General features: G+C 50.1%; 29 protein-coding genes and 1 pseudogene. 16 read left to right on the top strand and 14 right to left on the bottom strand.

What is annotated here, in order from left to right; genetic code table 11:
• Window positions 1–126: 126 nt before the first annotated feature.
• The 8 genes from AC07NP_RS06850 (at window position 127) to AC07NP_RS06885 (ending at window position 5,507) form a co-directional block, all read left to right on the top strand.
• Window positions 127–687, top strand: a complete 561-nt coding sequence (locus AC07NP_RS06850) for a lipoprotein (protein ID WP_203358180.1) — start codon at window positions 127–129, stop codon at window positions 685–687.
• Window positions 688–790: 103 nt separating this feature from the next.
• Window positions 791–1,837, top strand: coding sequence for a dihydroorotase (pyrC, locus tag AC07NP_RS06855; RefSeq protein WP_494659968.1), 1,047 nt, complete (start codon window positions 791–793; stop codon window positions 1,835–1,837).
• A gap of 75 nt (window positions 1,838–1,912) precedes the next feature.
• Window positions 1,913–2,158, top strand: coding sequence for a DNA damage-inducible protein I (dinI, locus tag AC07NP_RS06860; protein WP_203358182.1), 246 nt, complete (start codon window positions 1,913–1,915; stop codon window positions 2,156–2,158).
• A gap of 289 nt (window positions 2,159–2,447) precedes the next feature.
• Window positions 2,448–2,702, top strand: a complete 255-nt coding sequence (bssS, locus tag AC07NP_RS06865) for a biofilm formation regulator BssS (protein ID WP_203361288.1) — start codon at window positions 2,448–2,450, stop codon at window positions 2,700–2,702.
• A gap of 113 nt (window positions 2,703–2,815) precedes the next feature.
• A complete protein-coding gene (gene solA, locus AC07NP_RS06870; protein ID WP_494659969.1) occupies window positions 2,816–3,934 on the top strand; it encodes an N-methyl-L-tryptophan oxidase in 1,119 nt (372 codons plus the stop codon).
• 52 nt (window positions 3,935–3,986) lie between these two features.
• Window positions 3,987–4,100 (top strand): YceO family protein, encoded by a 114-nt coding sequence (locus tag AC07NP_RS06875; RefSeq protein ID WP_162380555.1) that lies wholly within the window; start codon window positions 3,987–3,989, stop codon window positions 4,098–4,100.
• Window positions 4,101–4,362: 262 nt separating this feature from the next.
• Window positions 4,363–4,935: a cytochrome b gene (locus tag AC07NP_RS06880; RefSeq protein WP_494659970.1), complete on the top strand. Its 573-nt coding sequence runs from the start codon at window positions 4,363–4,365 to the stop codon at window positions 4,933–4,935.
• On the top strand, window positions 4,932–5,507 hold the full coding sequence (locus tag AC07NP_RS06885) for a YceI family protein (protein WP_203358185.1): 576 nt from the start codon (window positions 4,932–4,934) through the stop codon (window positions 5,505–5,507). Before AC07NP_RS06880 ends, AC07NP_RS06885 begins: the two co-directional genes overlap by 4 nt.
• 50 nt (window positions 5,508–5,557) lie before the next feature.
• Here AC07NP_RS06885 and trhO read toward each other — a convergent pair whose 3' ends face one another.
• Complete coding sequence (trhO, locus tag AC07NP_RS06890; protein WP_494659971.1) at window positions 5,558–6,610, bottom strand: oxygen-dependent tRNA uridine(34) hydroxylase TrhO; 1,053 nt, start codon at window positions 6,608–6,610, stop codon at window positions 5,558–5,560.
• Window positions 6,611–6,830: 220 nt separating this feature from the next.
• Between trhO and AC07NP_RS06895 the strand changes: the two genes are divergently transcribed.
• From AC07NP_RS06895 to AC07NP_RS06905, 3 genes are all read left to right on the top strand, one after another.
• Window positions 6,831–7,751: a Kdo(2)-lipid IV(A) acyltransferase gene (locus tag AC07NP_RS06895; protein ID WP_203358187.1), complete on the top strand. Its 921-nt coding sequence runs from the start codon at window positions 6,831–6,833 to the stop codon at window positions 7,749–7,751.
• A gap of 148 nt (window positions 7,752–7,899) precedes the next feature.
• Entirely contained in the window at window positions 7,900–9,105 is a 1,206-nt protein-coding gene (mdtG, locus tag AC07NP_RS06900; RefSeq protein WP_494659972.1) for a multidrug efflux MFS transporter MdtG, read from the top strand.
• Between the two features lie 118 nt (window positions 9,106–9,223).
• On the top strand, window positions 9,224–9,595 hold the full coding sequence (locus AC07NP_RS06905) for a MysB family protein (RefSeq protein ID WP_494659973.1): 372 nt from the start codon (window positions 9,224–9,226) through the stop codon (window positions 9,593–9,595).
• Here the strand turns inward: AC07NP_RS06905 and AC07NP_RS06910 are convergent, their stop codons facing one another.
• From AC07NP_RS06910 to mdoG, 3 genes are all read right to left on the bottom strand, one after another.
• Entirely contained in the window at window positions 9,596–9,835 is a 240-nt protein-coding gene (locus tag AC07NP_RS06910; RefSeq protein ID WP_370552275.1) for a YceK/YidQ family lipoprotein, read from the bottom strand.
• A 62-nt stretch (window positions 9,836–9,897) separates the two neighbouring features.
• On the bottom strand, window positions 9,898–12,426 hold the full coding sequence (gene mdoH / locus AC07NP_RS06915; RefSeq protein WP_494659974.1) for a glucans biosynthesis glucosyltransferase MdoH: 2,529 nt from the start codon (window positions 12,424–12,426) through the stop codon (window positions 9,898–9,900).
• Window positions 12,419–13,954, bottom strand: coding sequence for a glucans biosynthesis protein MdoG (mdoG, locus tag AC07NP_RS06920; protein ID WP_494659975.1), 1,536 nt, complete (start codon window positions 13,952–13,954; stop codon window positions 12,419–12,421). The genes mdoH and mdoG overlap by 8 nt, the downstream gene beginning before the upstream one ends.
• Window positions 13,955–14,226: 272 nt before the next feature.
• On the opposite strand from mdoG, the gene mdoC reads away from it, so the two are divergent.
• The gene (gene mdoC, locus AC07NP_RS06925; protein WP_494659976.1) at window positions 14,227–15,387 is read left to right on the top strand and encodes a glucans biosynthesis protein MdoC; all 1,161 of its coding nucleotides are present in this window, start codon (window positions 14,227–14,229) and stop codon (window positions 15,385–15,387) included.
• Between the two features lie 22 nt (window positions 15,388–15,409).
• Here the strand turns inward: mdoC and AC07NP_RS06930 are convergent, their stop codons facing one another.
• The 6 genes from AC07NP_RS06930 to csgB form a co-directional block, all read right to left on the bottom strand.
• On the bottom strand, window positions 15,410–16,849 hold the full coding sequence (locus tag AC07NP_RS06930) for a phospholipase D family protein (protein WP_494659977.1): 1,440 nt from the start codon (window positions 16,847–16,849) through the stop codon (window positions 15,410–15,412).
• Entirely contained in the window at window positions 16,833–17,375 is a 543-nt protein-coding gene (gene ymdB / locus AC07NP_RS06935) for an O-acetyl-ADP-ribose deacetylase (RefSeq protein ID WP_494659978.1), read from the bottom strand. The genes AC07NP_RS06930 and ymdB overlap by 17 nt, the downstream gene beginning before the upstream one ends.
• A gap of 99 nt (window positions 17,376–17,474) precedes the next feature.
• The gene (locus AC07NP_RS06940; RefSeq protein WP_494659979.1) at window positions 17,475–17,798 is read right to left on the bottom strand and encodes a YmdA family protein; all 324 of its coding nucleotides are present in this window, start codon (window positions 17,796–17,798) and stop codon (window positions 17,475–17,477) included.
• Between the two features lie 154 nt (window positions 17,799–17,952).
• Window positions 17,953–18,285, bottom strand: a complete 333-nt coding sequence (csgC, locus tag AC07NP_RS06945; protein WP_494659980.1) for a curli assembly chaperone CsgC — start codon at window positions 18,283–18,285, stop codon at window positions 17,953–17,955.
• Between the two features lie 59 nt (window positions 18,286–18,344).
• Complete coding sequence (gene csgA / locus AC07NP_RS06950) at window positions 18,345–18,803, bottom strand: curli major subunit CsgA (RefSeq protein WP_203358198.1); 459 nt, start codon at window positions 18,801–18,803, stop codon at window positions 18,345–18,347.
• Between the two features lie 41 nt (window positions 18,804–18,844).
• Window positions 18,845–19,300, bottom strand: a complete 456-nt coding sequence (gene csgB, locus AC07NP_RS06955) for a curli minor subunit CsgB (RefSeq protein ID WP_490467960.1) — start codon at window positions 19,298–19,300, stop codon at window positions 18,845–18,847.
• Window positions 19,301–20,063: 763 nt separating this feature from the next.
• Here csgB and csgD point away from each other — a divergent pair.
• Genes csgD through csgG form a run of 4 tightly spaced genes read left to right on the top strand, consistent with a single transcriptional unit; the run spans window position 20,064 to window position 22,411 of the window.
• Entirely contained in the window at window positions 20,064–20,714 is a 651-nt protein-coding gene (gene csgD, locus AC07NP_RS06960; RefSeq protein ID WP_192611845.1) for a biofilm master transcriptional regulator CsgD, read from the top strand.
• A gap of 4 nt (window positions 20,715–20,718) precedes the next feature.
• The gene (csgE, locus tag AC07NP_RS06965; RefSeq protein ID WP_203358200.1) at window positions 20,719–21,108 is read left to right on the top strand and encodes a curli production assembly/transport protein CsgE; all 390 of its coding nucleotides are present in this window, start codon (window positions 20,719–20,721) and stop codon (window positions 21,106–21,108) included.
• Between the two features lie 26 nt (window positions 21,109–21,134).
• On the top strand, window positions 21,135–21,551 hold the full coding sequence (gene csgF / locus AC07NP_RS06970) for a curli production assembly/transport protein CsgF (RefSeq protein ID WP_203358201.1): 417 nt from the start codon (window positions 21,135–21,137) through the stop codon (window positions 21,549–21,551).
• 26 nt (window positions 21,552–21,577) lie between these two features.
• Window positions 21,578–22,411 (top strand): curli production assembly/transport protein CsgG, encoded by an 834-nt coding sequence (gene csgG / locus AC07NP_RS06975; protein WP_203358202.1) that lies wholly within the window; start codon window positions 21,578–21,580, stop codon window positions 22,409–22,411.
• 42 nt (window positions 22,412–22,453) lie between these two features.
• Here the strand turns inward: csgG and AC07NP_RS06980 are convergent.
• The 4 genes and pseudogenes from AC07NP_RS06980 to ghrA all read right to left on the bottom strand — a co-directional run bounded on the left by AC07NP_RS06980 (window position 22,454) and on the right by ghrA (window position 25,396).
• A pseudogene (locus AC07NP_RS06980) lies at window positions 22,454–22,949 on the bottom strand (DUF1097 domain-containing protein).
• A 101-nt stretch (window positions 22,950–23,050) separates the two neighbouring features.
• Window positions 23,051–23,605, bottom strand: a complete 555-nt coding sequence (locus tag AC07NP_RS06985) for a TorD/DmsD family molecular chaperone (protein ID WP_203358204.1) — start codon at window positions 23,603–23,605, stop codon at window positions 23,051–23,053.
• 28 nt (window positions 23,606–23,633) lie between these two features.
• On the bottom strand, window positions 23,634–24,371 hold the full coding sequence (locus AC07NP_RS06990) for a phosphatase (protein ID WP_494659981.1): 738 nt from the start codon (window positions 24,369–24,371) through the stop codon (window positions 23,634–23,636).
• An 86-nt stretch (window positions 24,372–24,457) separates the two neighbouring features.
• Window positions 24,458–25,396 carry a glyoxylate/hydroxypyruvate reductase GhrA gene (ghrA, locus tag AC07NP_RS06995; protein ID WP_494659982.1) on the bottom strand — a complete coding sequence of 313 codons (939 nt, stop codon included), beginning with the start codon at window positions 25,394–25,396 and terminating at the stop codon, window positions 24,458–24,460.
• Between the last annotated feature and the right edge of the window lie 305 nt (window positions 25,397–25,701).

Raw genomic sequence — 25,701 nt, forward strand, 5'->3', positions numbered from 1 at the left:
GCTGAAAAAAACGGCTGTTGCATTGGGCGGCCGTTATTTCAGTTTTTTCTGCTGGCGCGTTGCGTGCTGGTGCCACATGCTGCTTTGTGTCAGGATTACAACACGGGCATCATGTTGAGGAACCCCATGAAAAAGATTTTTTTTGCCGCTGCGTTATTAGTTAGCGGCCTGTTGGTTGGCTGTAATCAACTCACACAGTACACGATCAGTGAACAAGAGATTAACCAGGCACTGGAGAAACGGAATAACTTTTCCAAAGATATTGGCTTACCCGGCGTTGCCGACGCGCATATTGTGCTCTCCAACCTGAGCAGCCAGATCGGTCGGGAAGAGCCTAATAAAGTGACGCTTACCGGCGATGCGAATCTCGATATGAGCTCATTGTTTGGCAATCAAAAAGCCACCATGAAACTGAAGTTGAAAGCGTTACCTGTCTTTAACAAAGAGAAAGGTGCCATTTTCTTACAAGAGATGGAAGTGGTGGACGTCACGGTAACTCCGGAGAAAATGCAGCCGGTATTACAAACGCTGATGCCTTATCTCAACCAATCGCTGCGCAATTATTTTAATCAGCAACCGGCCTACGTTCTGCGGGAAGACAGCAGCGAAGGCGAAGCGTTAGCGAAAAAATATGCCAAAGGGATTGAGGTGAAACCGGGTGAAATTGTCATCCCGTTCACCAATTAACGTTCAGAGGGCGCATTAGCGCCCTTTTTTTCGTGCAAACGAAAACGTTTCCGCATATCCTTTGTTTCCGGCAAAAAGACCATCCCTCAGCCGGAGCATATTAATGACAGCACCATCCCAGGTTTTAAAGATCCGCCGCCCAGACGACTGGCACGTTCACCTTCGCGATGGCGACATGTTAAAAACCGTCGTGCCCTACACCAGTGAAACCTATGGTCGCGCGATCGTGATGCCTAACCTGGCGCCGCCCGTCACCACCGTTGACGCGGCTATTGCGTACCGCCAGCGCATTCTTGATGCGGTTCCGCAAGGACATGATTTTACACCGTTGATGACCTGCTATCTGACGGACAGCCTGGATCCCAATGAGCTTGAACGCGGATTCAATGAAGGCGTTTTCACTGCCGCAAAACTCTACCCGGCCAATGCCACCACCAACTCAAGCCACGGGGTTACCTCCACCGACGCTATCATGCCCGTTCTTGAGCGCATGGAAAAACTGGGGATGCCGCTGCTGGTACACGGCGAAGTCACCCATGCGGAGATCGACATTTTCGATCGTGAGGCTCGCTTTATCGACAGCGTCATGGAGCCATTACGCCAACGTCTGACTGCGCTTAAAGTGGTCTTCGAGCACATTACGACCAAAGACGCGGCAGAGTATGTTCGCGACGGCAACGAGCTACTGGCGGCCACGATTACGCCTCAGCATTTGATGTTTAACCGCAACCACATGCTGGTTGGTGGCATTCGCCCGCACCTGTACTGTTTGCCGATCCTCAAACGCAATGTCCACCAGCAGGCATTGCGTGAACTGGTTGCCAGCGGTTTTAACCGCGCTTTCCTGGGAACAGACTCGGCGCCGCACGCGCGTCATCGTAAAGAGACCAGCTGTGGCTGCGCGGGCTGCTTTAACGCCCCAACGGCGCTCGGCAGCTATGCAACCGTCTTTGAGGAGATGAATGCGTTAGAGCACTTTGAAGCATTTTGCTCACTGAACGGTCCTCAGTTCTATGGTTTGCCCGTCAACGATAACTACATTGAACTGGTACGCGAAGAGCAACACATTCCGGAAAGCATCGCCCTGACAGACGATACGCTGGTGCCTTTCCTGGGTGGCGAAACGGTACGCTGGTCGGTAAAAAAATAAAAAAAGTGTGGCCAACTGTTGTCACTGGGTTATTTTAACTGTATAAATATCCAGTATACTCAACAGGGGGCCATTATGCGTATTGAAGTCACCATTGCAAAAACTTCTCCTTTACCGGCTGGCGCGATAGACGCGCTGGCCGGTGAACTCTCCCGTCGTATTCACCACTATTTTCCGGATAACGAAGGCAACGTCACCGTTCGGTATGCTGCCGCTAACAATTTGTCAGTTATTGGCGCGACAAAAGAAGATAAAGCGCGCATCAGCGAAATCCTGCAAGAAACGTGGGAAAGCGCGGATGACTGGTTTATCAACGAATAAAAAATGATATGCAGTAATCTTCATTTTGCCGGGTCGCCCCGGCTTTTTTTATTTACGCAACTGTTCGGATTTTAATCTCTTTCTCAACTTAAATGCACAATATGCAAATAAAGCATGAACTACATGCTGTTTTATTGTTCATCTAATTCTTAAAAAGCAGAAATTTATGCTGCTCCCTCTTTAAATTTTCAGTGAATACCCTTATTTATTGATATACTGAAGTTGCTTCAGATAAAACACGCATTGAACCTCGAAAACCGTTGTCTAGTAACACGTATTAGGGGGCATGATGGAAAAGAATAATGAAGTCATTCAGACTCATCCGCTTGTAGGATGGGACATCAGCACCGTTGATAGCTATGATGCGCTGATGCTGCGTTTGCACTACCAGACCCCGAATCGCCCTGACCCGGATGGAACTGAAGTTGGTCAGACGCTCTGGTTAACCACTGATGTTGCCAGACAATTTATTTCGATATTAGAAGCAGGAATCGCCAAAATTGAATCTGGCGATTACCAGATAAATGAGTATCGTCGTCATTAACGTGACGAGGACCTCCTCCCAAAGGCACCTTCACGGTGCCTTTTTTAATTCCTTGTTGAATAACGCCGGTCAGTTATTTACCCTGCAATCATCGTGATAGCAGAGAGAAGCTGATGAACTACGACTTAATCATTATTGGCAGCGGTTCCGTTGGCGCGGCTGCCGGATATTACGCCACGCGTGCTGGCTTAAAGGTGCTGATGACCGATGCGCACATGCCGCCACATCAGCAGGGTAGCCACCACGGCGACACCCGATTAATTCGCCACGCCTACGGTGAAGGCGAAAAATACGTTCCGCTGGTGCTGCGGGCGCAAACGCTGTGGGACGAACTGTCAACGCACAATGAAGATCCCATCGTTATACGCTCAGGGGTTATCAATTTTGGCCCCTCTGACTCCACTTTTCTGGCCAATGTGGCACAAAGCGCGCAACAGTGGCAGTTGAACGTCGAGCGACTGGACGCCGCCGCGATAATGGCCCGCTGGCCTGAGATCCGCGTGCCGGAAAACTACATCGGCCTGTTTGAGGCTGATTCCGGGTTTCTGCGTAGTGAGTTAGCCATTAAAACCTGGGTTCGCCTGGCGGAAGAAGCCGGTTGCGCACAACTCTTTAACTGCCCTGTCTCTGCCATTCATCATCATGATGACGGTGTGACGGTCGTGACCGCCGATGGGGAGTATCACGCGAAGAAAGCGCTGGTCAGCGCCGGTACCTGGGTTCAGTCGCTGCTTCCTGAATTGCCTATCCAGCCCGTGCGGAAAGTGTTCGCGTGGTATCAAGCGGATGGCCGTTACAGTATCAAAAATAACTTCCCAGCATTTACCGGCGAATTACCTAATGGCGATCACTATTACGGTTTTCCTGCCGAAAATGACGAACTGAAAATCGGTAAGCATAATGGCGGCCAGTTGATTCATTCCCCGGAAGAGCGTAAACCGTTTGCTGCCGTCGCCAGCGATGGTTCAGAAGCCTTCCCATTCCTGCGCGCCATTCTGCCGGGAGTTGGCTGTTGTCTGCACGGTGCTTCCTGCACGTACGACAACTCCCCCGATGAAGATTTTATTATCGACACCCTGCCAGGACACGAGAACACGCTGATTATCACCGGACTTAGCGGTCATGGTTTCAAGTTTGCCTCTGTACTGGGAGAGATTGCGGCTGATTTTGCGCAGGATAAACCGTCAGCCTTTGATCTGACGCCATTTCGACTTTCACGCTTTACGGAATAATGACTTAATGGCCTCGGTATGGAGGCCATTTCTTTTTAAGGGGTATCCGCTTGTGCTTCGTTTATTTCATTATCTGGTCAACAATATTCGCGAACACTTTATGCTTTACGTTATTTTGTGGTCGCTGTTGGCAATTATGGATGTTATTTATATCCTGTTTTTCTAAGTCAGAACCATTGACATAAATTGACAAAAGTTGATATTTCTCTAAATTTAGTTTAGATAATTTGAATAACCGAAAAGCCCCCTAACCCGCACAAACAATGAGAACTTACGTACAGTTTCTCGAAACTTCTGATGCTTAAATTCAGGTTAAATCAAATTTATTGAAGTAAAAATAAATATCATTCATATTGTTATTTTTTGGTTGCAATAATCCCCTCAACACGCCATTTTCATTCACTCTTGAAATATTCATTGGTGTGTCTATGCAATTCACTAATACCCCACAACGCTATGGCGTGATTTCTGCTGCGCTGCACTGGCTGATAGCCATCGTGGTCTATGGCATGTTCGCATTGGGTCTGTGGATGGTGACGCTCAGCTATTATGACGGCTGGTACCATCAGGCGCCGGAGCTGCATAAAAGCATCGGGATCCTGCTGATGATGGGACTGGTTATCCGGGTTGTCTGGCGGTTCATCTCGCCGCCTCCCGCCGCCCTCAAAAGCTACTCACGCCTGACGCGCCTCGGCGCAACGCTTGGACATATCACCTTGTATGCCCTGCTGTTTAGCATCGTGCTCAGCGGCTATCTGATCTCCACCGCAGACGGTGAACCGATTAGCGTGTTTGGCTGGTTTGAAATCCCGGCCACCCTTGCCGATGCCAGCGTACAGGCCGATCTTGCCGGAAGCCTGCATCTGTGGTTTGCCTGGGGCGTTGTGATTTTGTCTCTGCTACACGGGCTGATGGCCCTCAAACATCATTTCATCGATAAAGACGACACCCTGAATCGCATGTTAGGAAAATCGTCATCTGACTATGGAGTTCAAAAATGAAAAAAAGCCTGCTGGGAGTCACTCTCGCCTCGTTGTTGTTCACCGCCGGTTCTGCCGTTGCTGCAGACTATAAGATTGATAAAGCGGGACAACATGCCTTCGTTAACTTCCGCATCCAGCATCTGGGTTACAGCTGGTTATACGGCTCGTTTAAAGACTTCGACGGGACATTCACCTTCGATGAAAAAAATCCGGCCGCGGATAAAGTCAATGTGACGATTAACACCAATAGCGTTGATACCCACCACGCCGAACGTGACAAGCATCTGCGTAGCGCCGACTTCCTGAACGTTGCAAAATTCCCACAGGCGACCTTCACTTCTACCAGTGTGAAGAAAGACGGCGATGAGCTGGATATCACCGGCAACCTGACGCTCAACGGCGTGACCAAGCCGGTAACACTGGAAGCGAAGTTGACAGGCCAGGGCGATGACCCCTGGGGTGGAAAACGCGCAGGCTTTGAAGCGGAAGGAAAAATTAAGCTGAAGGACTTCAACATCACCACCGATCTTGGCCCGGCTTCGCAGGAAGTCGATTTGATTATCTCGGTCGAAGGCGTTCAGCAGAAGTAACCGGTTGAGAAATGCCGGATAACGTGTTTGCTCCGTTATCCGGCTAAACGTTATTCCGCTGGATCCGGGATACCCAGTTTAGTATTCAGGCGACCGCGTGATTTATTGAAGATTTTATTGCCGTTTTCACGGCCCGCACGCCGCCGACGCTGTTCCTCTTCCGGTAACGCACTCTCTTCACAACAGAGCTCGCTGCAACAGCCCTGATACTTCTCGGCGCAGGCTGGACACTGAATAAACAACAAATGGCAGCCATCGTTTCGGCAATTGGTATGACTGTCGCACAGCACGCCACACTGGTGGCAATGGGCAATCACCTTTTCAGAGATCCGCTCTCCCATCCGCTCATCAAAAACAAAATTCTTCCCAATAAAGCGAACCGGAAGCCCCTGTTCACGCGCCCGGCGCGCATACTCAATAATGCCACCTTCAATATGCCAAACCTTGCTAAAACCGTTATGCTTCATCCAGGCGCTGGCTTTTTCACAGCGAATACCACCGGTGCAGTACATCACGATTTTTTTGTCTTTGTGTTCCTGCATCATCTCGACCGCTTTCGGTAACTGCTCGCGGAAGGTGTCTGCGGGGATTTCCAGCGCGTTCTCAAAATGGCCCACTTCGTATTCGTAGTGGTTACGCATGTCGATGAACACCGCATCGGGATCGTCGAGCATGGCGTTCACTTCAGCCGCCTTTAGATAGTCTCCCACGTCGCTGGCATCAAAGCTTTCATCCTCAATACCGTCGGCCACAATCCGGTCACGCACCTTCATACGCAGTACCCAGAATGATTTACCGTCATCATCCAGAGCAATATTAAGGCGCAGACCGGCAAGTGCAGGATCAAAGGCGTAAAGTTGTTCACGGAAGGCATCTACATGGCTTTGCGGAACGCTGATTTGCGCGTTAATACCTTCATGAGCCAAATAAACACGCCCGAAAACATTCAACGCCGTGAACATCTGGTACATCGCATCACGCGTGCTTTGCGGATCCGCGATAGTGAAATATTTGTAGAAGGAGATCGTTGTACGCGGTTCTGTCTCAGCCAGCATCCTGGCTCTGAGCGCATCATTCGATATGCGGTTGTGTAACACTGGCATGGTGTACGTATCCTGCGATTGATAAAAATGAAAATCGGGCGGCATCATAAAGCAAACCTCGCCAATTTACATCCACACATTTTACGCTACATTTCAGGCTTCGCATTTAAAAAACTACCAACAATTGCCGTTTTTATCACCACTCTATAGCCGCAAATTTTTGCTACGCGCGAAAAAATGCAACAATACAGGTAATTGTTCGTTTATAGACAGGATAGACATGACGAATTTACCCAAATTCTCCGCCGCATTACTCCATCCACGTTATTGGTTAACCTGGCTGGGCGTAGGCGTTCTTTGGTTGGTTGTACAACTGCCCTACCCGATTATCCACAAACTGGGCTGTGGATTAGGTCATCTGGCGCTGCGATTCATGAAGCAACGCACCAGAGTGGCATACCGTAATCTGGAACTCTGCTTTCCACAAATGAGTGAGCAAGAGCGCCACCAGATGGTGGTCAAAAATTTTGAGTCCGTGGGTATGGGATTGATGGAAACCGGCATGGCCTGGTTTTGGTCAGACCGTCGGATGTCCCGCTGGACTGAAGTGATCGGCATGGAGCATATTCGCGACGTTCAGGCACAAAAACGCGGGATCCTGCTGGTTGGCATGCATTTTCTGACACTGGAGATCGGAGCCCGCATGTTTGGCCTGCAGGAGCCCGGTATCGGCGTCTATCGACCAAACGACAATCCGCTGCTGGACTGGCTGCAAACCTGGGGACGCCTGCGTTCCAATAAATCCATGCTCGATCGTAAAGACCTGAAAGGCATGGTCAAAGCGCTGAAAAAAGGGGAAGTCGTCTGGTATGCGCCGGATCATGACTACGGCCCGCGATCCAGCGTATTTGTTCCCTTTTTTGCAGTAGAACAAGCCGCTACTACATCCGGAACCTGGATGCTCTCCCGTATGTCGAATGCCTGCCTGGTGCCTTTTGTTCCGCGCCGTAAACCTGACGGCAAAGGGTATCAACTGATTATGTTACCGCCAGAGTGTTCTCCGCCTCTGGATGATGCCGAAACCACCGCGGCCTGGATGAATAAAGTGGTTGAGAAGTGCATCATGATGGCTCCCGAGCAGTATATGTGGCTACATCGTCGCTTCAAGACACGCCCTGAAGGCGTCCCCTCCCGCTATTAAACTGCACACGCAGCCCTTCATGGGCTGCACAACTCGCCTTTTAGCTTTAAACGCGCCCGTCCATTGCAGCGCCCCTGATGCAGGCGCATAATTAGCGTGCTTATTTTTATTCATCAGCGCGCCACCGCGCCTCGCACAGTGGAAAGCTATGTCACCCTCAGATGATGTTCCCATAAACTGGAAACGCAATCTCACCGTTGCCTGGCTGGGCTGTTTTTTAACCGGGGCGGCATTTAGCCTGGTCATGCCATTCCTACCGCTTTACGTCGAACAACTCGGCGTGACGGGTCATAGCGCCCTTAACATGTGGTCAGGTCTGGTGTTCAGCATCACCTTTTTGTTTTCCGCCATTGCCTCCCCCTTCTGGGGCGGACTGGCGGATCGTAAAGGTCGTAAAATCATGCTGCTGCGTTCCGCGTTGGGTATGGCTATCGTGATGGTGTTCATGGGGCTGGCGCAGAATATCTGGCAGTTTCTCGTCCTGCGGGCCTTATTGGGTCTGCTGGGTGGCTTTATCCCCAACGCTAACGCGCTGATCGCCACGCAGGTTCCCCGCAATAAGAGCGGTTGGGCACTTGGCACGCTCTCTACCGGGGGCGTCAGCGGTGCATTGCTCGGCCCGCTGGCGGGCGGATTACTGGCGGACCATTACGGTCTGCGTCCGGTTTTTTTCATTACCGCCAGTGTGTTGTTTTCCTGTTTTTTACTGACGCTCTTTTTTATTCGCGAACATTTTCAGCCGGTCAGTAAAAAAGAGATGCTCCGTCTTCGCGAGGTCGTCGCCTCACTGAAGAACCCGCGATTGGTGCTGAGTCTGTTCGTCACCACCCTGATTATTCAGGTTGCCACTGGCTCTATTGCGCCGATCCTCACACTGTATGTGCGTGAGTTAGCGGGTAACGTCAGCAATATTGCGTTTATTAGCGGCATGATTGCTTCAGTCCCTGGCGTCGCTGCCTTACTCAGTGCCCCCCGACTCGGTAAACTCGGAGACCGAATTGGACCAGAGAAAATCCTGATCGTTGCGCTGGTGATTTCGGTGTTGCTGCTGATCCCTATGTCCTTTGTACAGACCCCCTGGCAACTCGGGATCCTGCGCTTTTTACTGGGCGCTGCGGATGGCGCCCTGCTTCCTGCCGTCCAGACGCTGCTGGTGTATAACTCGACCAACCAGGTGGCCGGTCGGATCTTCAGTTACAACCAGTCTTTTCGCGACATCGGTAATGTCACAGGACCACTGATGGGCGCCGCTATCTCCGCAAATTACGGTTTCCGCGCCGTATTTTGCGTTACCGCTGGCGTGGTGCTGTTCAACGCCCTCTACTCCTGGAATAGCCTGCAGCGACGCCGGTAAGTGTCTGGAGCACGCCGCATCTCAGACATCTGAATGATTTTTGCGCATTCATACTTGCAAAACCAAAGAATCAGCTATTATTTCCCTGAATACCTCGTCAAATCAAAGGGAGACACTGATGACCATGTATGCCACGCTGGAAGAAGCCATCGACGCAGCCCGTGAAGAATTTCTGGCTGACTCAGGCCTCGAGCAAGATGAAGCGAATGTTCAACAGCTCAACGTGCAAAAATACGTACTGCAGGATGGCGACATCATGTGGCAGGCCGAATTTTTTGCCGACGAAGGTGAAGAAGGTGAGTGTCTGCCTATGCTGAGCGGCGAAGCGGCGCAAAGTGTCTTTGACGGCGATTATGATGAGATTGAGATTCGACAGGAGTGGCAGGAGGAGAATACCCTTCATGAATGGGATGAAGGTGAATTCCAGCTTGAACCGCCACTTGATACCGAAGAGGGGCAAACCGCCGCCGATGAATGGGATGAGCGCTAGTTATTCATAGGGGCCGTGGTGAATATCCAGCGGGAGCAACAGCGTATCAAACACCAGGGAAAAGGGCAGATCGAGAATGGTGACATAGCGCCATGCCGAATCCCGAACATCCCACTGCACACCGGGATAGTATTGGTTGCCATGCCCCTGACCGGGAATGGTTCTGCTAATAATGCTGCCGCAACCGCTAAGTAACAGCACCATGATGCCTACTGCCAGTGTTCGCACTGGATACCTCATCAATCATTTATTGAGCCCAAAAAAAATACCGGCACCTGGCCGGTATTTTCATCTCGCTTCGTTTACTTCTTCCTGAGCGCCTGCGGGTTCAGAGTAATTCCCTGATAGTAATTCACCCATGACGAATATCGCTCAGGTGAATTCCAGACACGATAGTGTAAACGCGCCATCGTCACCGGGTCACTCAATAGCACCAGACGGCGGTCGCGATTCAGTTTCTCAGGCGTTTCGTTCAGCGCCTGTTCCACGTGACGATCACGCGCAATCTCCAGCACCTGACTCGCACGGTGACGGGCCGTTGCCATCGCCGTCGCCAGCGCATTGAATGACGGGTTAAACACGGCATGCATGAAACCATCGTCCAGCGACCGGTTACGGTTCATCGACAGATACTTATCGGTATCCACCAGCACCTGTGGCGGCGAGTACTCTTCCGGGATCAGGAACAGCTTCCAGCGCTTGGTGCGCAGACCCACCGTTGAACGGCTGGAGATCACCGAAACAAACGGTGACAGGATCAGCGAAAAGACAATCGGCGCCAGCCAGAACAGAAAACGTAAATCCAGCCAGGCCATACCGACAGCCCACACCAGGCCCAGCAGCAGCTGAGAACCATGACGCATAAAGGCTTCGCCCCACGGGGTGGAATCGTCATCACGCTGCGGCGAGTTCCAGACCACTTCCCATCCGAGGAATGCGCTCACCACGAACACCGTATGGAACAGCATACGTACAGGCGCCAGCAGCACGGAGAATAACACCTCCAGCAACAGCGATAACGTCACGCGAACAAAGCCACCGTACTCTTTTGTCCCTTTACACCAGATGAGCAAAATACTCAGCAGTTTAGGCAGGAACAACAGCACCATGGTGGAGGCAAACAGGGCGATGGCCAGCTCAGGACGCCACTGCGGCCAGACCGGGAACAGCTGACGCGGCTGCAGGAAGTATTGCGGCTCCGTCAATGCGTGTACTACCTGCAACGCGGTTGAGAGCGCAAGGAACATAAACCACAGCGGCGCAGACAGATAAGACATCACCCCGGTCAGGAACACCGCACGGTGAACCGGATGCATCCCTTTCACCAAAAACAGGCGGAAGTTCATCAGGTTGCCATGACACCAGCGACGGTCACGCTTGAGTTCATCCAGCAGGTTTGGCGGGAGTTCTTCATAAGATCCCGGCAGGTCGTAGGCAATCCAGACGCCCCACCCTGCACGACGCATCAGCGCTGCTTCCACAAAGTCGTGAGAGAGGATAGAACCCGCAAACGATCCTTCACCCGGCAGCGGTGCCAGCGCGCAATGTTCGATAAACGGTTTCACGCGGATAATGGCGTTATGGCCCCAGTAATGCGACTCGCCCAGTTGCCAGAAGTGCAGCCCGGCAGTAAACAACGGTCCATAAACACGGGTCGCAAACTGCTGGCAGCGCGCATACAGGGTATCCATCCCGGAGGCTTTCGGCGAAGACTGGATAATCCCGGCATTCGGGTTCGCTTCCATCAAACGCACCAGTCCGGTCAGACACTCACCGGTCATCACCGAGTCGGCATCCAGCACCACCATATAGCTGTACTGATTACCCCAGCGACGGCAGAAATCATCGATGTTTCCGCTTTTACGCTTAACACGACGACGACGGCGGCGGTAGAAGATCTGCCCCTCGCCCTGCACTTCGGCAATCAGCTCCATCCACGCTTTTTGCTCTGCCACGCAGATGTCCGGATTGTAGCTATCGCTCAGAATGTAGACATCAAAATGCGCCGCATTGCCGGTTGCCTTAACTGACTCCCACGTGGCACGCAGACCTGCGAATACACGGTCGACGTCTTCGTTGCAGATAGGCATGATCAACGCAGTACGGTGTTCAGGGTTAAGGGGTTCGTCCCCTACCGTTGACGCCGAAATACTGTATTTGTCACGACCGATGAGCAGTTGCAGGAAGCCCATCAACGCGGTCCAGAATCCCGCAGAGACCCAGCAGAACAACACGGCAAACAGGATCAGGATCCCGGTTTGCAGGATGTACGGCAGCAACTGCATAAAGGAGACCAGCAGATCTTGCCCGATCATGTCGGAAGGGTTGATCAACGCCCACCCCTGATAAGGAAGAATAGTCTTCATATACCAGGTGGCGACAACCGTTTGCGCCAGGGTCAACAATAAAAGCGTGTAGCGACGGATTGTGCCGACGGTACGCCACTTTTGTTCGTTTTCCTGCTCTTCTTTCGTCAGGCGGGAAAGATACCGCGGCGTAACGTCGCGTCCACGTAAACGGTCCCAGAAACGTCCCACGGGGTTGGTGCGCCAGGGATCGGGAAACATTGAGGAACGCGTCGCTTTCGGCATTGCCTGCAACTGGTCACGCCCTTCATCATCCTTAATCAGTTGCCCTTCAGCCAGCGACTCCGGCCAGGCCTGCTCCAGGCGCGCTTTAACCGATCCCTGCGGCGAATCGTCTTCTCGGGGGTAAGTACGATGCTCAGCATCCAGCGCCTCGTGTACGGCGCGGATGTCAGTTTTCGGCAACGCCGCTTTCTCAATATCTGAAAGCGGCAGCGCGTCAATATACTCAGTAGTGTTATTCATTGGCAGGTAACTGGTAGCTCCAGGTTTCGCTCAGCGGCTGATCGACATTGACCAATGCAGCGCGCATTTCAGTAGGTTGCTTCGCATCTTTCACTTTCACGCGCAGCATTAAACGCCATCCTTTGGTAACTGGATTGTAGCGCACACTGCTGTCAACAATTTCACCGTTATCGCCAATACTGGTTTGTGCAGTTACCGGAGTATCCTGCGGCAGTTTTTTCATGTCCGTACCGGCGAAGTCCACAACAAACGCGATGGTGCCGTCAGGCTGTCGAATAAGGTTAGATTGCTTCACATCCCCGGTTGAACGACGGGTCTGCTGCACCCAGGCGTTATCCGGCGCGTGAAGTTTGTCTTCGTCACGGCTGAACGTCAGGGTGTACTTGAAGTTCATCTCTTTGCCGGCTTCTGGCAATTGATCCGGCGTCCAGTAAGCCACGATGTTGTCGTTGGTTTCGTCATTGGTTGGAATTTCAACCAGTTCGATTTTCCCTTTGCCCCAATCGCCTTTCGGGGTGATCCAGGCGCTTGGACGCAGGTCATAGCGGTCGTTTAAATCTTCAAAACGAGAGAACTGGCGGCCACGCTGCAACAGGCCAAACCCTTGCGGGTTTTCCATGGCAAAGCTGCTCACCGCGAGATGTTTCGGGTTGTTCAGCGGACGCCAAATCCACTCGCCATTACCGGCGTGGATGGACAAACCGTTAGAGTCGTGAAGTTCCGGACGATAGTTCGTTGCCGGAGACGGCTGGTTAGGTCCAAACAAGAACATACTGGTTAATGGCGCAACGCCCAGCTTGCCGACTTTGTCGCGCAGATAGACTTTAGACTGCACATCCACCACGGTGTCACGCCCAGGCATGATCACAAAACGATAAGCCCCTGTCGCACGCGGAGAATCCAGCAATGCATAAATAGTCAGACGTTTGTCTGTCTGTTTTGGTCGTTCGATCCAGAACTCGCGGAAGCGGGGAAACTCTTCGCCAGATGGCAGCGCGGTATCGATCGCCAGACCACGGGCAGACAGACCATAAACCTGACCTGCACCAATCACACGAAAATAGCTGGCGCCGAGCATGCTGACGATTTCATCGTTTTTATCTTTGCTGTTGATCGGATACAGCACTTTGAACCCGGCAAATCCGAGATCTTTTACGGTGTCTTTGTCATGCTGCACATCGCCAAAATTAAAATAATCTGGGCTATATTTAATGCGTTTTACCGCTGTTGCGGTCACTTCGTTGATCTTGACTGGTGTGTCGAAGTACATACCCTGGTGGTAGAACTCGAGCTTGAATGGGGTTTTGAGATTGCTCCAGTAGGCTTTGTCGTAATTAAACTGGATCTGCTGATAATCCGCATATTTCATGTCGCGGAAAACGGAGGGCAAGTTACTTTTCGGCGCCTCATAGCCTTTACCGGCTAAGGATTGAGCCTGCTTCGCCACATCATCAATACTGAACGCCCAGCTCGACGACGTGTACAGCGTTAACATGACGGCCGCACTCAACCAACGCATTTTCATCATTTGTAGTTTATGTTTCATAATAAGTAAGCACTTCCCCCTTTGTGTGCTTATATCGATCCGATCCATTTTAATGGATAATCAGGCATTCCGACAACTGAATCGAGCCATCGTTCAGCGCGCTGGCTCATGGATTAAGCAGGTTCATACGCCCATCTTCACTTTCAGTGCTTATCCTGGAGACAGGTTGTTGGACTTGGTGTAGGGTTGCCTTCGAATGTAACCATAATTTGTCTTCGGGATAAGACGAAAAGTCTGAGAATGCGTGTCCATCTATGAATCCAGTACCCCCGCAACGTGAATACTTTCTTGACTCCATCCGCGCCTGGCTGATGTTGTTGGGGATCCCCTTTCATATCTCACTGATATATTCAGGTCATACATGGCATGTGAACAGTGCGGAGCCGTCGTGGTGGCTTACGCTGTTTAATGACTTTGTCCATGCGTTTCGCATGCAGGTCTTTTTTGTTATTTCGGGTTATTTTTCATACATGCTATTCCTGCGTTATCCCTTAAAACGCTGGTGGAAGGTCCGCGTAGAACGCGTGGGAATTCCCATGTTGACCGCCATTCCACTACTCACATTGCCACAATTTATTATGTTGCAATATGTCAAAGGAAAGGCGGACAGCTGGCATACCCTCTCGGCTTACGATAAATATAATGCGCTGGCCTGGGAATTAATTTCTCATCTCTGGTTTTTGCTGGTACTGGTGGTATTAACAACGCTGAGCATGTGGGTATTTACCCAAATTAAAAAACGTCTGGACGCCGCTGAAAACACGTTGATGACACATATTTCCATGCCGAAACTGACCTTCATCTTTTTCTTACTCGGCGTGGGTTACGCGGTCGTCAGACGCACTATTCTTGTCCTTTATCCGCCCATACTCAGTGACGGCCTGTTCAATTTCATCGTCATGCAAACCTTGTTTTACGTTCCCTTTTTCATGCTGGGCGCGCTGGCGTTTATCTCGCCTCATTTGAAAGCGCTCTTCACGACGCCTTCACGCGGATGCACCATTGCCGCAGGCCTTGCCTTTGCGGCCTATCTGCTGAACCAGCATTACGGCAACGGCGATGCCTGGATGTATGAAGCGGAGTATGTGATTACCATGGTGATGGGGCTGTGGATGGTGAATGTGGTCTTTTCTCTGGGGCACCGTTTACTGAATTTTCAATCGGCTCGCGTCACCTATTTTGTCAATGCGTCGCTCTTTATCTACCTGGTACACCACCCCTTAACACTGTTTTTCGGGGCCTACATCACCCCACATATTTCATCTAACCTGCTCGGATTTATATGCGGTCTGGTCTTTGTCATTGGTATTGCGTTAATTCTGTATGAAATCCATTTACGCGTACCGTTGTTGAAATTTTTGTTTTCGGGCAAACCGCCGGTTAAACGCGATAAAAACGATGCGGTGGCTAATTAACTCCCAATATGTGGAGTTTAGTTTAGAGCAACCATTCAATCGGTAATAACGACGCCAGTCGCACCTGAACCCGCTTCCAGAATCCTGTGGCGGGTTCTTTTTTCAGTACCACCTCTTCGCTCTGCTGGCGATCGACCCAATTGACGCGCCCCCACTTGTCCAGACGCAGTTGCCAGGCTGAATCGCGCTGCCGTTGTATAAAACGCTCATGAATAAGCGACGCCAGGGCCTCACTTTCTATGACAAATCCCATTTCGGTATTCAGTAACGTCGAGCGAGGATCAAAATTAAGCGAGCCGATGAACACTTTATTACCATCAATACTGAAGGTTTTTGCATGCAGACTGGAGCCAGAGTTTCCCGTTAATCCACGATCGTGAAGCCCTGCGTCACGCGTGTTGGTCGGCTTCAGTTCATACAACTCAATTCCGTAGCGAAGCAATTTTTTGCGCCAGCGTGCATACCCCGCATGGACAACCGCCACATCATTCGCCGCCAGAGAATTGGTCAGAATCGCTATCCTGACGCCTTTCCTGACCAGTTGCAGCAGTTGAATAACACCAGCGCGGGTCGGGACAAAATAGGCTGAGATAATATCGATTCGCTTTGACGGAGAGCCCATCACATCAAACAATCGTTGCGGCAGCAGCGAATGACGCTGGGCTTTCCCTTCGCCTTTTGAAGGATCATCGCTAAGAAGCCGTGTTTTCGCCCAAATCAAAGGTAGCGAACCGCCATCAAGGTGCGACATAAACTGGCTGGTCTCCAGTTTATTCAAGTAACGGCCAGTCATGTCGTCGTTATACCAGGATTCAGGGAAGTCGAGATGGTGAAGATGCTCGCGTTCGGGCAGTTCCAGCACATCCTGCAGGGTAGAAACCGATCCACAATGCCAGTAACGCTCAAAATCATCGGCCACCTCTTTCACCACCGGACCGACGGCCATCACGTCAAGATCGGAAAACAGTGGCTCCTCCCCTGCACCGAAATAGGCGTCACCAATGTTTCGCCCGCCGACCAGTGTGATAACCCCATCCGCCGTATAGCTTTTGTTGTGCATACGGCGGTTCAGCCGCGCAAAATCGGTTAAATATCCCAGTACGCGCAGCGTGCGAAACGAGAACGGATTAAACAGGCGGACTTCAATATTAGGATGGTTGTCCAGCAACTGGAGCGTATCGTCCAGCCCTGGGGTATTGTTATCATCTAACAGCAGGCGAACGTGGACACCCCGATTTGCCGCTGCCATCAACACCGAAAAAAGCAAACGCCCGGACATGTCGTTTTCCCAAATGTAATACTGCACATCCAGGGTACGTTCTGCCATTTCAGTAAGCCGGTAACGGGCGGCGAAGGCATCCAGGCCATCACTCAGCGCAAGAATTCCGCACTCGCCAGGATGGCTTGAACAAAGAGGCGCGACCGCTCGTTCAAGTCGCGTCATCTCAGAAGGTATCCTCATCACCCTGTTGAGTCAGCAAGCGTGAGTACAAGTGAGCATTTTCCTCATCATAACAAACGAAGTAAACCTGATCGGGCAAGGCGCGACGGATAAGAAATTTCGACACCGTTTTCACGGCAATCTCAGCAGCCGCTGCGCGCGGATACCCATACGCACCCGTGCTGATGGCAGGAAAAGCAATGGAGTTGTAACCGTTGGCCAGCGCCAGTTGCAGGCTATTCAGATAAGCATCTTCCAGCAGTTCCGCTTCACGGTGCTCCCCACCCTGCCAGACCGGACCGACTGCGTGGATAACGGCTTTAGCGGGGAGATCGCCCGCCAGGGTGATAACGGCATGGCCCGCAGGACATTCGCCCATCTGCTGCCTCACTTTTTTGCACGCTTCAAGCAGTGCCGGGCCTGCGGCACGATGAATTGCGCCATCAACGCCCCCGCCCCCCAGTAATGATGAGTTTGCGGCATTAACGATCACATCGACAGCCACCTGCGTAATGTCACCCTGTAGAACATGAACACGCGATTTCATAAATCCCCCTAACCTGAGTCTATCTTCTAAGTGTACAGCAGGGGTTTCAATGAAATCGCGCTTTTTAATGACAGTTTGCGTTGCTGCCGTTTCAGCGGCCTATTTGTACTCAATACTCAAAATCGCCATGTTTTTTTGCGCATTAAGATACTGCATTTTCACGTTGGCAATCTGCTGAATCTGTTGAGGCGCGGTCGACACCTGCTGGAGGGTAAACTGATTGGTTTTCATCGCGCCATTATGCGCACAAGACAGGGAAACCTGCTGCTGCCTGGAGGAAACATCACAAGGAGACTCAACGATTTCACCACGAAAATGAATAATACCGCCTTGTACTTCCTGCTGAGCCATTGTCGGGACAGAAAAAAAAATAAGAGCAGCCATGCTCATCGTCAGAAAATGCCTGGGCCAACGTGAAAACATGATAACGCTCCTCAATGAAAATTCATCCTTGAGGGTTCGGTGTTTTCCTTTATCGCTAATACGGCGGTTCACACCAGGAGTGTGGACGCCTCTTTATATTGATAGAACAACAATCGCCCCCCTGCCATATCATTTATAGTAATAAATCAGATGATTATGACGATGTCGCAGAGGACGGCCATTCCTGAGATAAATGCAGTGTTTGTCCGTCCGAAACGGTCACTACAATTTTAACGGAGTCCCCCGCTGAAATATTTAAACTCAGTTTAGTTAAATCAATCGGTTGATTAGCGGGTAAAGAAAGCGTCTTTCTCTGCTGTGTGCGACTTTGCCCCGAACCCCCCTCTCGCAAAGAGACAATTTGTACCTGACACATACAGGGCTGCGTAAGCGTAACCTGAGGGATGATGGTGTACATTTCACCCTGCTGAGTCGTGTTGAAGGTAATTTGGTTGGTAAGCGCTGCAAGGAGTAATAACGTATGCATAATGTCCTCCCGAAAAAAAACAGGGCATTCGCCCTGTTTTCTATAATACAGATTCTGTATTAGTACTGATGGGCTGTCGCATTGTTGCCAAAGCCAACCTGTTTGATGGTCACATCCGAGCCAGAAGCAGTCTGATCCACCAGCGCACCGTTACCACCACCGAACTGTTTAACAGACATAGTGGACTCTTTGCCGTTCCACTGGTCGAGAGTCGCGCTGTTGCCGAAGCCTTTTTGCAGCAGATCGATAGAGCTGTCATCAGAACCCTGACCAACATCTGCACCGTTTCCGCCGCCGTGTTGAGTAATCGTCAGATCAGAGTTTTTAGCATTAGATTGCAAGGCGACAGCTGAGTTACCACCACCGTACTGGTAAATGCTCAAATGTGAATTCGGGCCGTTGTCGCCATGTCCAGGCCAACCACCATTACCGCCGCCGCCATATTGCGGAACAACACCAGCCAGAGCACTGCCAGAAACTACGATTGCTGCAATAGCTGCCACTTTGAAAAGTTTCATGGTAAACCCCCATCGGATTGATTTAAACGTCGCAAAAAGTATTAACGTTGAATAACGCGAATAGCCATTTGCGACTGTCTCTGCACCACAACTGCTGTTTTTTGCGTACCATACTGAGTAATATTTGCTTTATTTCCAGAGCCTTTCTGGATAATCATCGCTGTATTACCATATGAACCTTGCGATATACTTGCATCATTAGAGTTACCCTTCTGATCAATGTACGCAAGGTTATAAGCTCCTGATTGGTCAACCTTCGCCCGGTTATTTCCACCTTCTTGTGAAACGACGGACAACTGTTTTGAGCCGTCCTGGCGAACATTTGCACTATTATTCGTGCCAACTTGACCAATAATGGCTGCCTGATTAAATGAAGTTTTGCTTAATTCATTTACCGCAAAGTTATATTCTGATGCTGCCATATCATAACTTGTCGCGGCTGCAATCCCAGGCGCACCCAGTATTGTTAACATCATAAATAACAATTTGTTTTTCATGTTGTCACCCTGGACCTGGTCGTACATGAAGATAAATTAAAAAACTTGTCAAATTTATTGTTAACGCAGTTCGTTTTTTGTTAACGACGCGTTACGATGAAGAGTATGTCTGCGGAAACATTTTAAATAACTCACCCGCGAGTGGTATTTTGATATTTCTGTTCACACCAAAGTACTAATTAGGCACTAATCCCGCTGTTATTTCCGTCGTTTTTATTTTTCAAAGCCAGGGCGAATTGCATTTCTATGCAAAGGGGAAAACTGGCGTTCCCGGTACATTTTAATGGGGTTCTGTAGCGCGAAAGATAGTCTTGCAGCACGAGTCGTTACAAGCCACGTTTTTTTGCACTTAAAAATGATCGCTGGAATCCAGAACGAATTCTTTAAAATAAAAAAGGAAAAAAGTCGTAAGTCAAAATTATATAATCACATTAAAATCAATAGCTTAATATAATTTGTATGATTTTTTAAATCTATGCAATAACGGCAAAATGTACAACTTTCTTATCAAATCTAATCTTAAAAAAACCTTATGATTAACATATTAATATATAATTTTACATTTAGTTACAAGTTTAACACTTGCTTTAAGGTTTGTAATGACTAGATTGAAATCAGATGTAGTCCATTAGTTTTATATTTTGCCCATTAGGGCTGATTTATTTCTACAAACAGCAGTGCAACATCTGTCAGTACTTCTGGTGCCTCTATTTTAGTAGAGGTAGCTGTCAGGTGTGCGACTAAAAAAAAGTGGGGTTTCATCATGTTTAATGAAGTCCATAGTATTCATGGTCATACATTATTGTTGATCACTAAACCGTCCCTGCAAGCTACGGCCCTATTGCAACATTTAAAGCAATCTCTGGCGTTAACCGGAAAACTGCACAATATTCAACGTTCTCTGGATGATATCTCTGCCAGCTGCATTGTTTTACTGGATATGATGGAAGCCGATAAAAAGCTCATCCATTACTGGCAAGACAACTTAAGCCGGAAAAACAATAATTTAAAAACATTATTGTTGAATACTCCCGACGATTATCCGTACAGGGATATTGAAAACTGGCCTCATATCAATGGCGTGTTTTACGCAGCAGAAGATGAAGAGCGTGTCGTAAACGGATTGCAAGGGGTCTTGCGCGGTGAATGCTACTTTTCGCAGAAACTGGCCAGTTACCTGATAACGCATTCAGGAAACTATCGCTATAACAGCACAGAGTCGGCACTTCTCACGCACCGCGAAAAAGAGATCCTTAATAAGCTACGTATCGGCGCGTCAAATATTGAAATCGCTCGTTCGCTGTTTATCAGCGAAAACACGGTCAAGACGCACCTTTATAATCTTTTCAAGAAGATAGCAGTCAAAAACCGAACACAGGCGGTTTCGTGGGCAAACGATAACCTCAGGCGGTAAAGCCATGAAACGCTATCTGACCTGGATTGTAGCGGCTGAATTACTCCTTGCCTCCGGGAATCTACACGCAGTTGAAGTCGAGGTTCCCGGATTGTTAACTGACCACACGGTTTCGTCAATTGGGCATGATTTTTATCGTGCCTTTAGCGATAAGTGGGAAAGTAAATACACAGGCAACTTAACCATAAATGAAAGACCCAGTGCGCGTTGGGGAAGTTGGATCACCATAACGGTAAACCAGGACGTTATCTTCCAGACATTTTTATTCCCGACGAAACGAGACTTCGAGCGAACGGTTGTCTTCGCACTAACAGAAACTGAGGATGCATTAAATCGCCGGCAAATAGACCAAACGCTATTAGGCACCGGTGATTTAGCGCGTGATGAATTCTAATACATATTCTTTGTCCGGAGGCTGTCATGCGTGTTAAACATGCAGTAGTTATACTCATGATTATTTCGCCACTCAGTTGGGCTGGCAATATGACATTCCAGTTCCGAAATCCTAACTTTGGCGGAAACCCCAATAATGGGGCATTTCTATTAAACAGCGCCCAGGCGCAGAACTCCTATAAAGATCCTGATTTCGATGACGACTTTGGGATTGAAACACCCTCTGCGTTAGATAACTTCACCCAGGCAATTCAGTCGCAAATACTGGGGGGGTTACTCACCAATATTAATACCGGGAAACCCGGCAGGATGGTGACCAGTGATTTCATCATTGATATATCCAATACGGATGGTCAACTGAAGTTGAATGTCACAGACAGAAAAACAGGTAAAGTCTCCACCATTGAGGTGTCAGGTTTACAAACAAATTCAACCGATTTTTAAGCATCAGCCACAAAAGGACAATAATCATGCAGCGCTTACTGATTTTGGTTGCCGTATGCTTACTGAGCGGATGCTTAACCGCCCCGCCTAAAGAAGCCGCTAAGCCGACATTAATGCCCCGTGCGCAAAGTTATAAAGACTTGACGCATTTGCCTATGCCGACAGGTAAGATTTTTGTCTCGGTTTACAATATCCAGGATGAAACCGGACAATTTAAACCTTATCCGGCAAGTAACTTCTCAACCGCAGTGCCACAGAGTGCTACTGCCATGCTGGTGACAGCGCTAAAAGATTCTCGTTGGTTCGTCCCGCTGGAACGTCAGGGACTGCAAAACCTGCTGAACGAACGTAAAATCATTCGCGCAGCGCAAGAAAATGGCACCGTTGCCATCAATAACCGTATACCGCTGCAATCATTGACTGCTGCGAATATTATGGTGGAAGGGTCGATCATCGGCTATGAAAGCAATGTGAAATCAGGTGGTGTGGGCGCCCGGTACTTTGGTATTGGTGCGGACACGCAGTACCAGCTTGATCAAATTGCCGTCAACCTGCGCGTGGTTAACGTCAGTACCGGTGAGATCCTCTCCTCCGTAAACACCAGCAAGACCATCCTGTCTTATGAAGTCCAGGCAGGGGTATTCCGCTTCATCGATTATCAACGTCTGCTGGAAGGTGAGATTGGCTACACCTCTAACGAACCGGTCATGCTATGTCTGATGTCTGCTATTGAAACAGGTGTTATCTTCCTGATTAATGACGGTATCGATCGCGGTTTGTGGGATCTGCAGAATAAATCAGAGCGTCAGAACGACATTCTGGTGAAATATCGCCATCTGTCAGTCCCTCCGGAATCCTGATACTCAAAGCAAAAAAAAGCGTGAGATCTTCTCACGCTTTTTTTATTTGCTTGTTTTATTTGCTGGGCACCGCTTGCGATGCGCCTCGCTCCCGGCGGGAAGCCAGCCAGAGTCCGCTGTTTTTCATCGCGTAGCCAAAAACCAGCCCCAGGGCGAGCGAAGGCAAAACCAGCCGCCAGTCCCCCTGCCCTGCGAACGTCGCACATGCCCCGATAAAGGTCCCCGGAACAAAGGAAAGCAACAGTTGCTTAGCCTGAATGCACATCAGGAACGCGACAATTCCGGTCATGATATAGCCGACAATCTCAAGATGCGGTGCAAGCGCACTGCCATGAATGATCACCAGTGCCCATACCATGCCGCTTAATAGCGTACATGCCGACATCGCCAGCCCTTTCAAGCCGCCCTGAGGGCACGCAAAATAGGCTGTGCACCCCAGAAAACCGGCCCAACTGAGCAAGCCCAGAGACACGGCCACCCATCCCCAGATACCGGAGAGAATGCCCGTTGTAATTGCAATGGAGAGAAGTATGTTCATGGGCCGCATCATAGCAGAAAAACCGCATACGAATGCGATCGCGCACACAAATCATGCAAGCACTACATTAAGCTTGCAGTAAACAGTGATTCAGATCACATTCACTCTTCAGCGTCTTCCTGCAACTCGTCCCACATCGCGCTGATCGCATCACGTGTCAGCGGTGCCATCGTACGCCAGAACGGCGTCGTTGCATGCGCTTCTACTTTGCCCAGGAATGTTCCGCACCAGGGGAGCAGATATTCAACGAACAAGGTTTCCAGCGCTTCACTTTCATCTTCAGCTGACTGATCTTCCAGCCATGATGCCGCCAACAGCAACGTGCCAAGATGATCGGCCGGCGTATCCGCCAGAGGCATTCCGCGAGCAGAAAGGAATGCCCGGACCTCAGACTCGGCAGCGCCTTCTACCCATGCACTGCGATAAGGCGGCACCGCGCACTCATCACCGACGAACAAGGCATTATAATCTGCCGCCAGTTGCGCCATATCACAGCTTTTCTGTAACCGGGCCAAAAAATCATCTTGTTCCAGTGGCCAACTGGCTGACAATTTACCTTCACGAATCAGCGTAAACAGCGGAACCAGTAAAGGGTCCTGTGGTTGGCGGTAGTACAGCGATCCCAGCACGCGACACAGGATAGAAAACTCGTTCATTTAGGTATTCCAGTTATTAACAATTCAATTAAAGTTCAGCAAATTCCGGGATTGGTTCCATGCCACGCGATTCCAGGAATGTCAGCAACCGTTTTGGCGAAACGTTGAGAACCCGCTCTTCCGGGAAGTTCACCTCGTCGAGAATTTTTCGGCACTCGGCAAACTCCCCTAACGTGAACGCCGTATGGGAGTCTGATCCTAATGCCACCCAGCCCCCGGCATCACGCACTGCTGCTGCCACGGCGCGACAATTCTCTTCACTGCCTTTACGCGAATGTAAGAAGGAGGAGTTATTGATTTCCAATGCGACCTGATATTTCGCGGCAGCCTGTGCGATCGCTGTAATATCAACCGGATATTTGGGGTTTCCCGGATGGCTAATAATGTGCACATGACCACTGGCCATGGTGGCAATCATCGCCTGGGTGTTGGTGTCTTTATCGTGCGGCGCAAACACCGGCTCATGGAACCCTGCAATGATTAAATCCAGGGAGGTGAGCATTGGACCTGTGCAGTCAATCTCACCCTCAATATTTTTAATGTTGGCTTCAATGCCACGCAGAATGCCTACCCCATCAACCAGACGCGGCCAGATACGCATATTAATGAAATGCCAGTGATGCGGGGCATCAGCCATATCCGGTCCATGATCCGTAATAGCGAACAGCTTGATACCTTTACGTTTGGCTTCCGCGATATAGTCACTCAGAGTGCTGTAAGCGTGGGTGCTGGCGACGGTGTGCATATGCAGGTCAACGGGATACATCACTTTCTCCTGTATTCATTTTACGTCAAGGATAGCAGGAATCGTCGCCGTTTTTTAGTCGTAACCCGGCGCTAACCGGGTTTCCATCAGTAGCCTCGCTCGCGATCCACTTGCCCTGTCACGGGTTCACCGTTTTCCAGCTGCAAAATAGTGTGGGAAATAAATTTCACCGCTTCGGCGGGTCGTGTCACCGCCGCGATATGTGGCGTCATCGCCACGCGAGGGTGTTTCCAGAGTGGGCTCTCTTTCGGCAATGGTTCACGGCTGAACACATCAAGCATTGCGCCCTTAAGTTTTCCACTCTCCAGCGCCGACAGCAGATCGTCTTCATTGACGTGAACACCACGCGCCAGGTTGAGCACGTACGCCCCATCCTGCAACTGCGCCAGCAGCCCGGCATGAATAATCCCCACCGTCTCCGCGGTATTCGGCAGCAGATTAATCAGAACCCGGGTTTGGCTCAAAAACGCTGCAAGTTCCTCTTCACCGGCAAAACTTTCCACTCCAGGCCAGGATTTGCGGCTACGACTCCAGCAACGAAGCGGGAATCCCCACGCCTGCAGACTTTCGGCGACTTTCGCGCCTAACACGCCAGCCCCCATGATGCCGATAGTAAATTCCTCACGAGAATATTCCGGCAGCGGCCTCCACACAGATTCATTCTTCTGAGCCTGATAGTCATCAAAACGACGGAACCAATGTAATACCTGGCTCACTGCATATTCCTGCATCTGCAACCCCATTCCCGTATCTTCCAGGCGGAACAACGGAATGGACGGTGCCAGCATTTCTGGATGCGCTTTCAGCTTACTCAGAATGGAATCGACACCGGCCCCCAGCGCGAATACGGCTTTTAACTTCCGACCTGCCAGCATTTCCACCGGAGGATGCCATACCAGCGCATAATCCGCGTGAGCGTTATCCCCCTCTTTCCATTCGCGAACGTTAGCCCCAGGAATCGCTTTTGCCAACGCGTTCAGCCACCATGGCGTGTCGAATGTCGGGTGATAGAAAATTATCTCCATACTGTCTCCTGCGTGTTGTTATGCGGAATCTATTCGCACTTATCATCATCATTTTCATAAGGATCATCAGCATAACAAATTTAAGCCTGCTGGCAAAAAAAGCAGTTTCTGCTTAATTAAGCCTCATGTTGCTTGAAGTTTGTGTAAACGCACGATTTTTTAGAAAAGGTGATTGACGTAAAAGGCGGATTTCCTTACATTAGCGCCCGTTCCAGCAACACTGGAACGACAATATGGTGAGGTGTCCGAGTGGCTGAAGGAGCACGCCTGGAAAGTGTGTATACGGCAACGTATCGGGGGTTCGA

The sequence above is a fragment of the Citrobacter sp. GW821-FHT07H02 genome (assembly GCF_059418505.1).

Coding starts and splice junctions, on each gene's coding strand:
- csgA (WP_203358198.1), bottom strand. CDS start 18,803: ATGAAACTTTTCAAAGTGGCAGCTATTGCAGCAATCGTAGTTTCTGGC.
- mdtG (WP_494659972.1), top strand. CDS start 7,900: ATGTCACCCTCAGATGATGTTCCCATAAACTGGAAACGCAATCTCACC.
- AC07NP_RS06895 (WP_203358187.1), top strand. CDS start 6,831: ATGACGAATTTACCCAAATTCTCCGCCGCATTACTCCATCCACGTTAT.
- pyrC (WP_494659968.1), top strand. CDS start 791: ATGACAGCACCATCCCAGGTTTTAAAGATCCGCCGCCCAGACGACTGG.
- mdoC (WP_494659976.1), top strand. CDS start 14,227: ATGAATCCAGTACCCCCGCAACGTGAATACTTTCTTGACTCCATCCGC.
- csgE (WP_203358200.1), top strand. CDS start 20,719: ATGAAACGCTATCTGACCTGGATTGTAGCGGCTGAATTACTCCTTGCC.
- AC07NP_RS06910 (WP_370552275.1), bottom strand. CDS start 9,835: ATGAGGTATCCAGTGCGAACACTGGCAGTAGGCATCATGGTGCTGTTA.
- ghrA (WP_494659982.1), bottom strand. CDS start 25,396: ATGGAGATAATTTTCTATCACCCGACATTCGACACGCCATGGTGGCTG.
- ymdB (WP_494659978.1), bottom strand. CDS start 17,375: ATGAAATCGCGTGTTCATGTTCTACAGGGTGACATTACGCAGGTGGCT.
- AC07NP_RS06905 (WP_494659973.1), top strand. CDS start 9,224: ATGACCATGTATGCCACGCTGGAAGAAGCCATCGACGCAGCCCGTGAA.
- bssS (WP_203361288.1), top strand. CDS start 2,448: ATGGAAAAGAATAATGAAGTCATTCAGACTCATCCGCTTGTAGGATGG.
- mdoH (WP_494659974.1), bottom strand. CDS start 12,426: ATGAATAACACTACTGAGTATATTGACGCGCTGCCGCTTTCAGATATT.
- trhO (WP_494659971.1), bottom strand. CDS start 6,610: ATGCCAGTGTTACACAACCGCATATCGAATGATGCGCTCAGAGCCAGG.
- solA (WP_494659969.1), top strand. CDS start 2,816: ATGAACTACGACTTAATCATTATTGGCAGCGGTTCCGTTGGCGCGGCT.
- AC07NP_RS06940 (WP_494659979.1), bottom strand. CDS start 17,798: ATGTTTTCACGTTGGCCCAGGCATTTTCTGACGATGAGCATGGCTGCT.
- csgF (WP_203358201.1), top strand. CDS start 21,135: ATGCGTGTTAAACATGCAGTAGTTATACTCATGATTATTTCGCCACTC.
- AC07NP_RS06850 (WP_203358180.1), top strand. CDS start 127: ATGAAAAAGATTTTTTTTGCCGCTGCGTTATTAGTTAGCGGCCTGTTG.
- AC07NP_RS06990 (WP_494659981.1), bottom strand. CDS start 24,371: ATGTATCCCGTTGACCTGCATATGCACACCGTCGCCAGCACCCACGCT.
- AC07NP_RS06885 (WP_203358185.1), top strand. CDS start 4,932: ATGAAAAAAAGCCTGCTGGGAGTCACTCTCGCCTCGTTGTTGTTCACC.
- csgD (WP_192611845.1), top strand. CDS start 20,064: ATGTTTAATGAAGTCCATAGTATTCATGGTCATACATTATTGTTGATC.
- csgB (WP_490467960.1), bottom strand. CDS start 19,300: ATGAAAAACAAATTGTTATTTATGATGTTAACAATACTGGGTGCGCCT.
- AC07NP_RS06985 (WP_203358204.1), bottom strand. CDS start 23,605: ATGAACGAGTTTTCTATCCTGTGTCGCGTGCTGGGATCGCTGTACTAC.
- mdoG (WP_494659975.1), bottom strand. CDS start 13,954: ATGATGAAAATGCGTTGGTTGAGTGCGGCCGTCATGTTAACGCTGTAC.
- dinI (WP_203358182.1), top strand. CDS start 1,913: ATGCGTATTGAAGTCACCATTGCAAAAACTTCTCCTTTACCGGCTGGC.
- AC07NP_RS06930 (WP_494659977.1), bottom strand. CDS start 16,849: ATGAGGATACCTTCTGAGATGACGCGACTTGAACGAGCGGTCGCGCCT.
- csgC (WP_494659980.1), bottom strand. CDS start 18,285: ATGCATACGTTATTACTCCTTGCAGCGCTTACCAACCAAATTACCTTC.
- csgG (WP_203358202.1), top strand. CDS start 21,578: ATGCAGCGCTTACTGATTTTGGTTGCCGTATGCTTACTGAGCGGATGC.
- AC07NP_RS06880 (WP_494659970.1), top strand. CDS start 4,363: ATGCAATTCACTAATACCCCACAACGCTATGGCGTGATTTCTGCTGCG.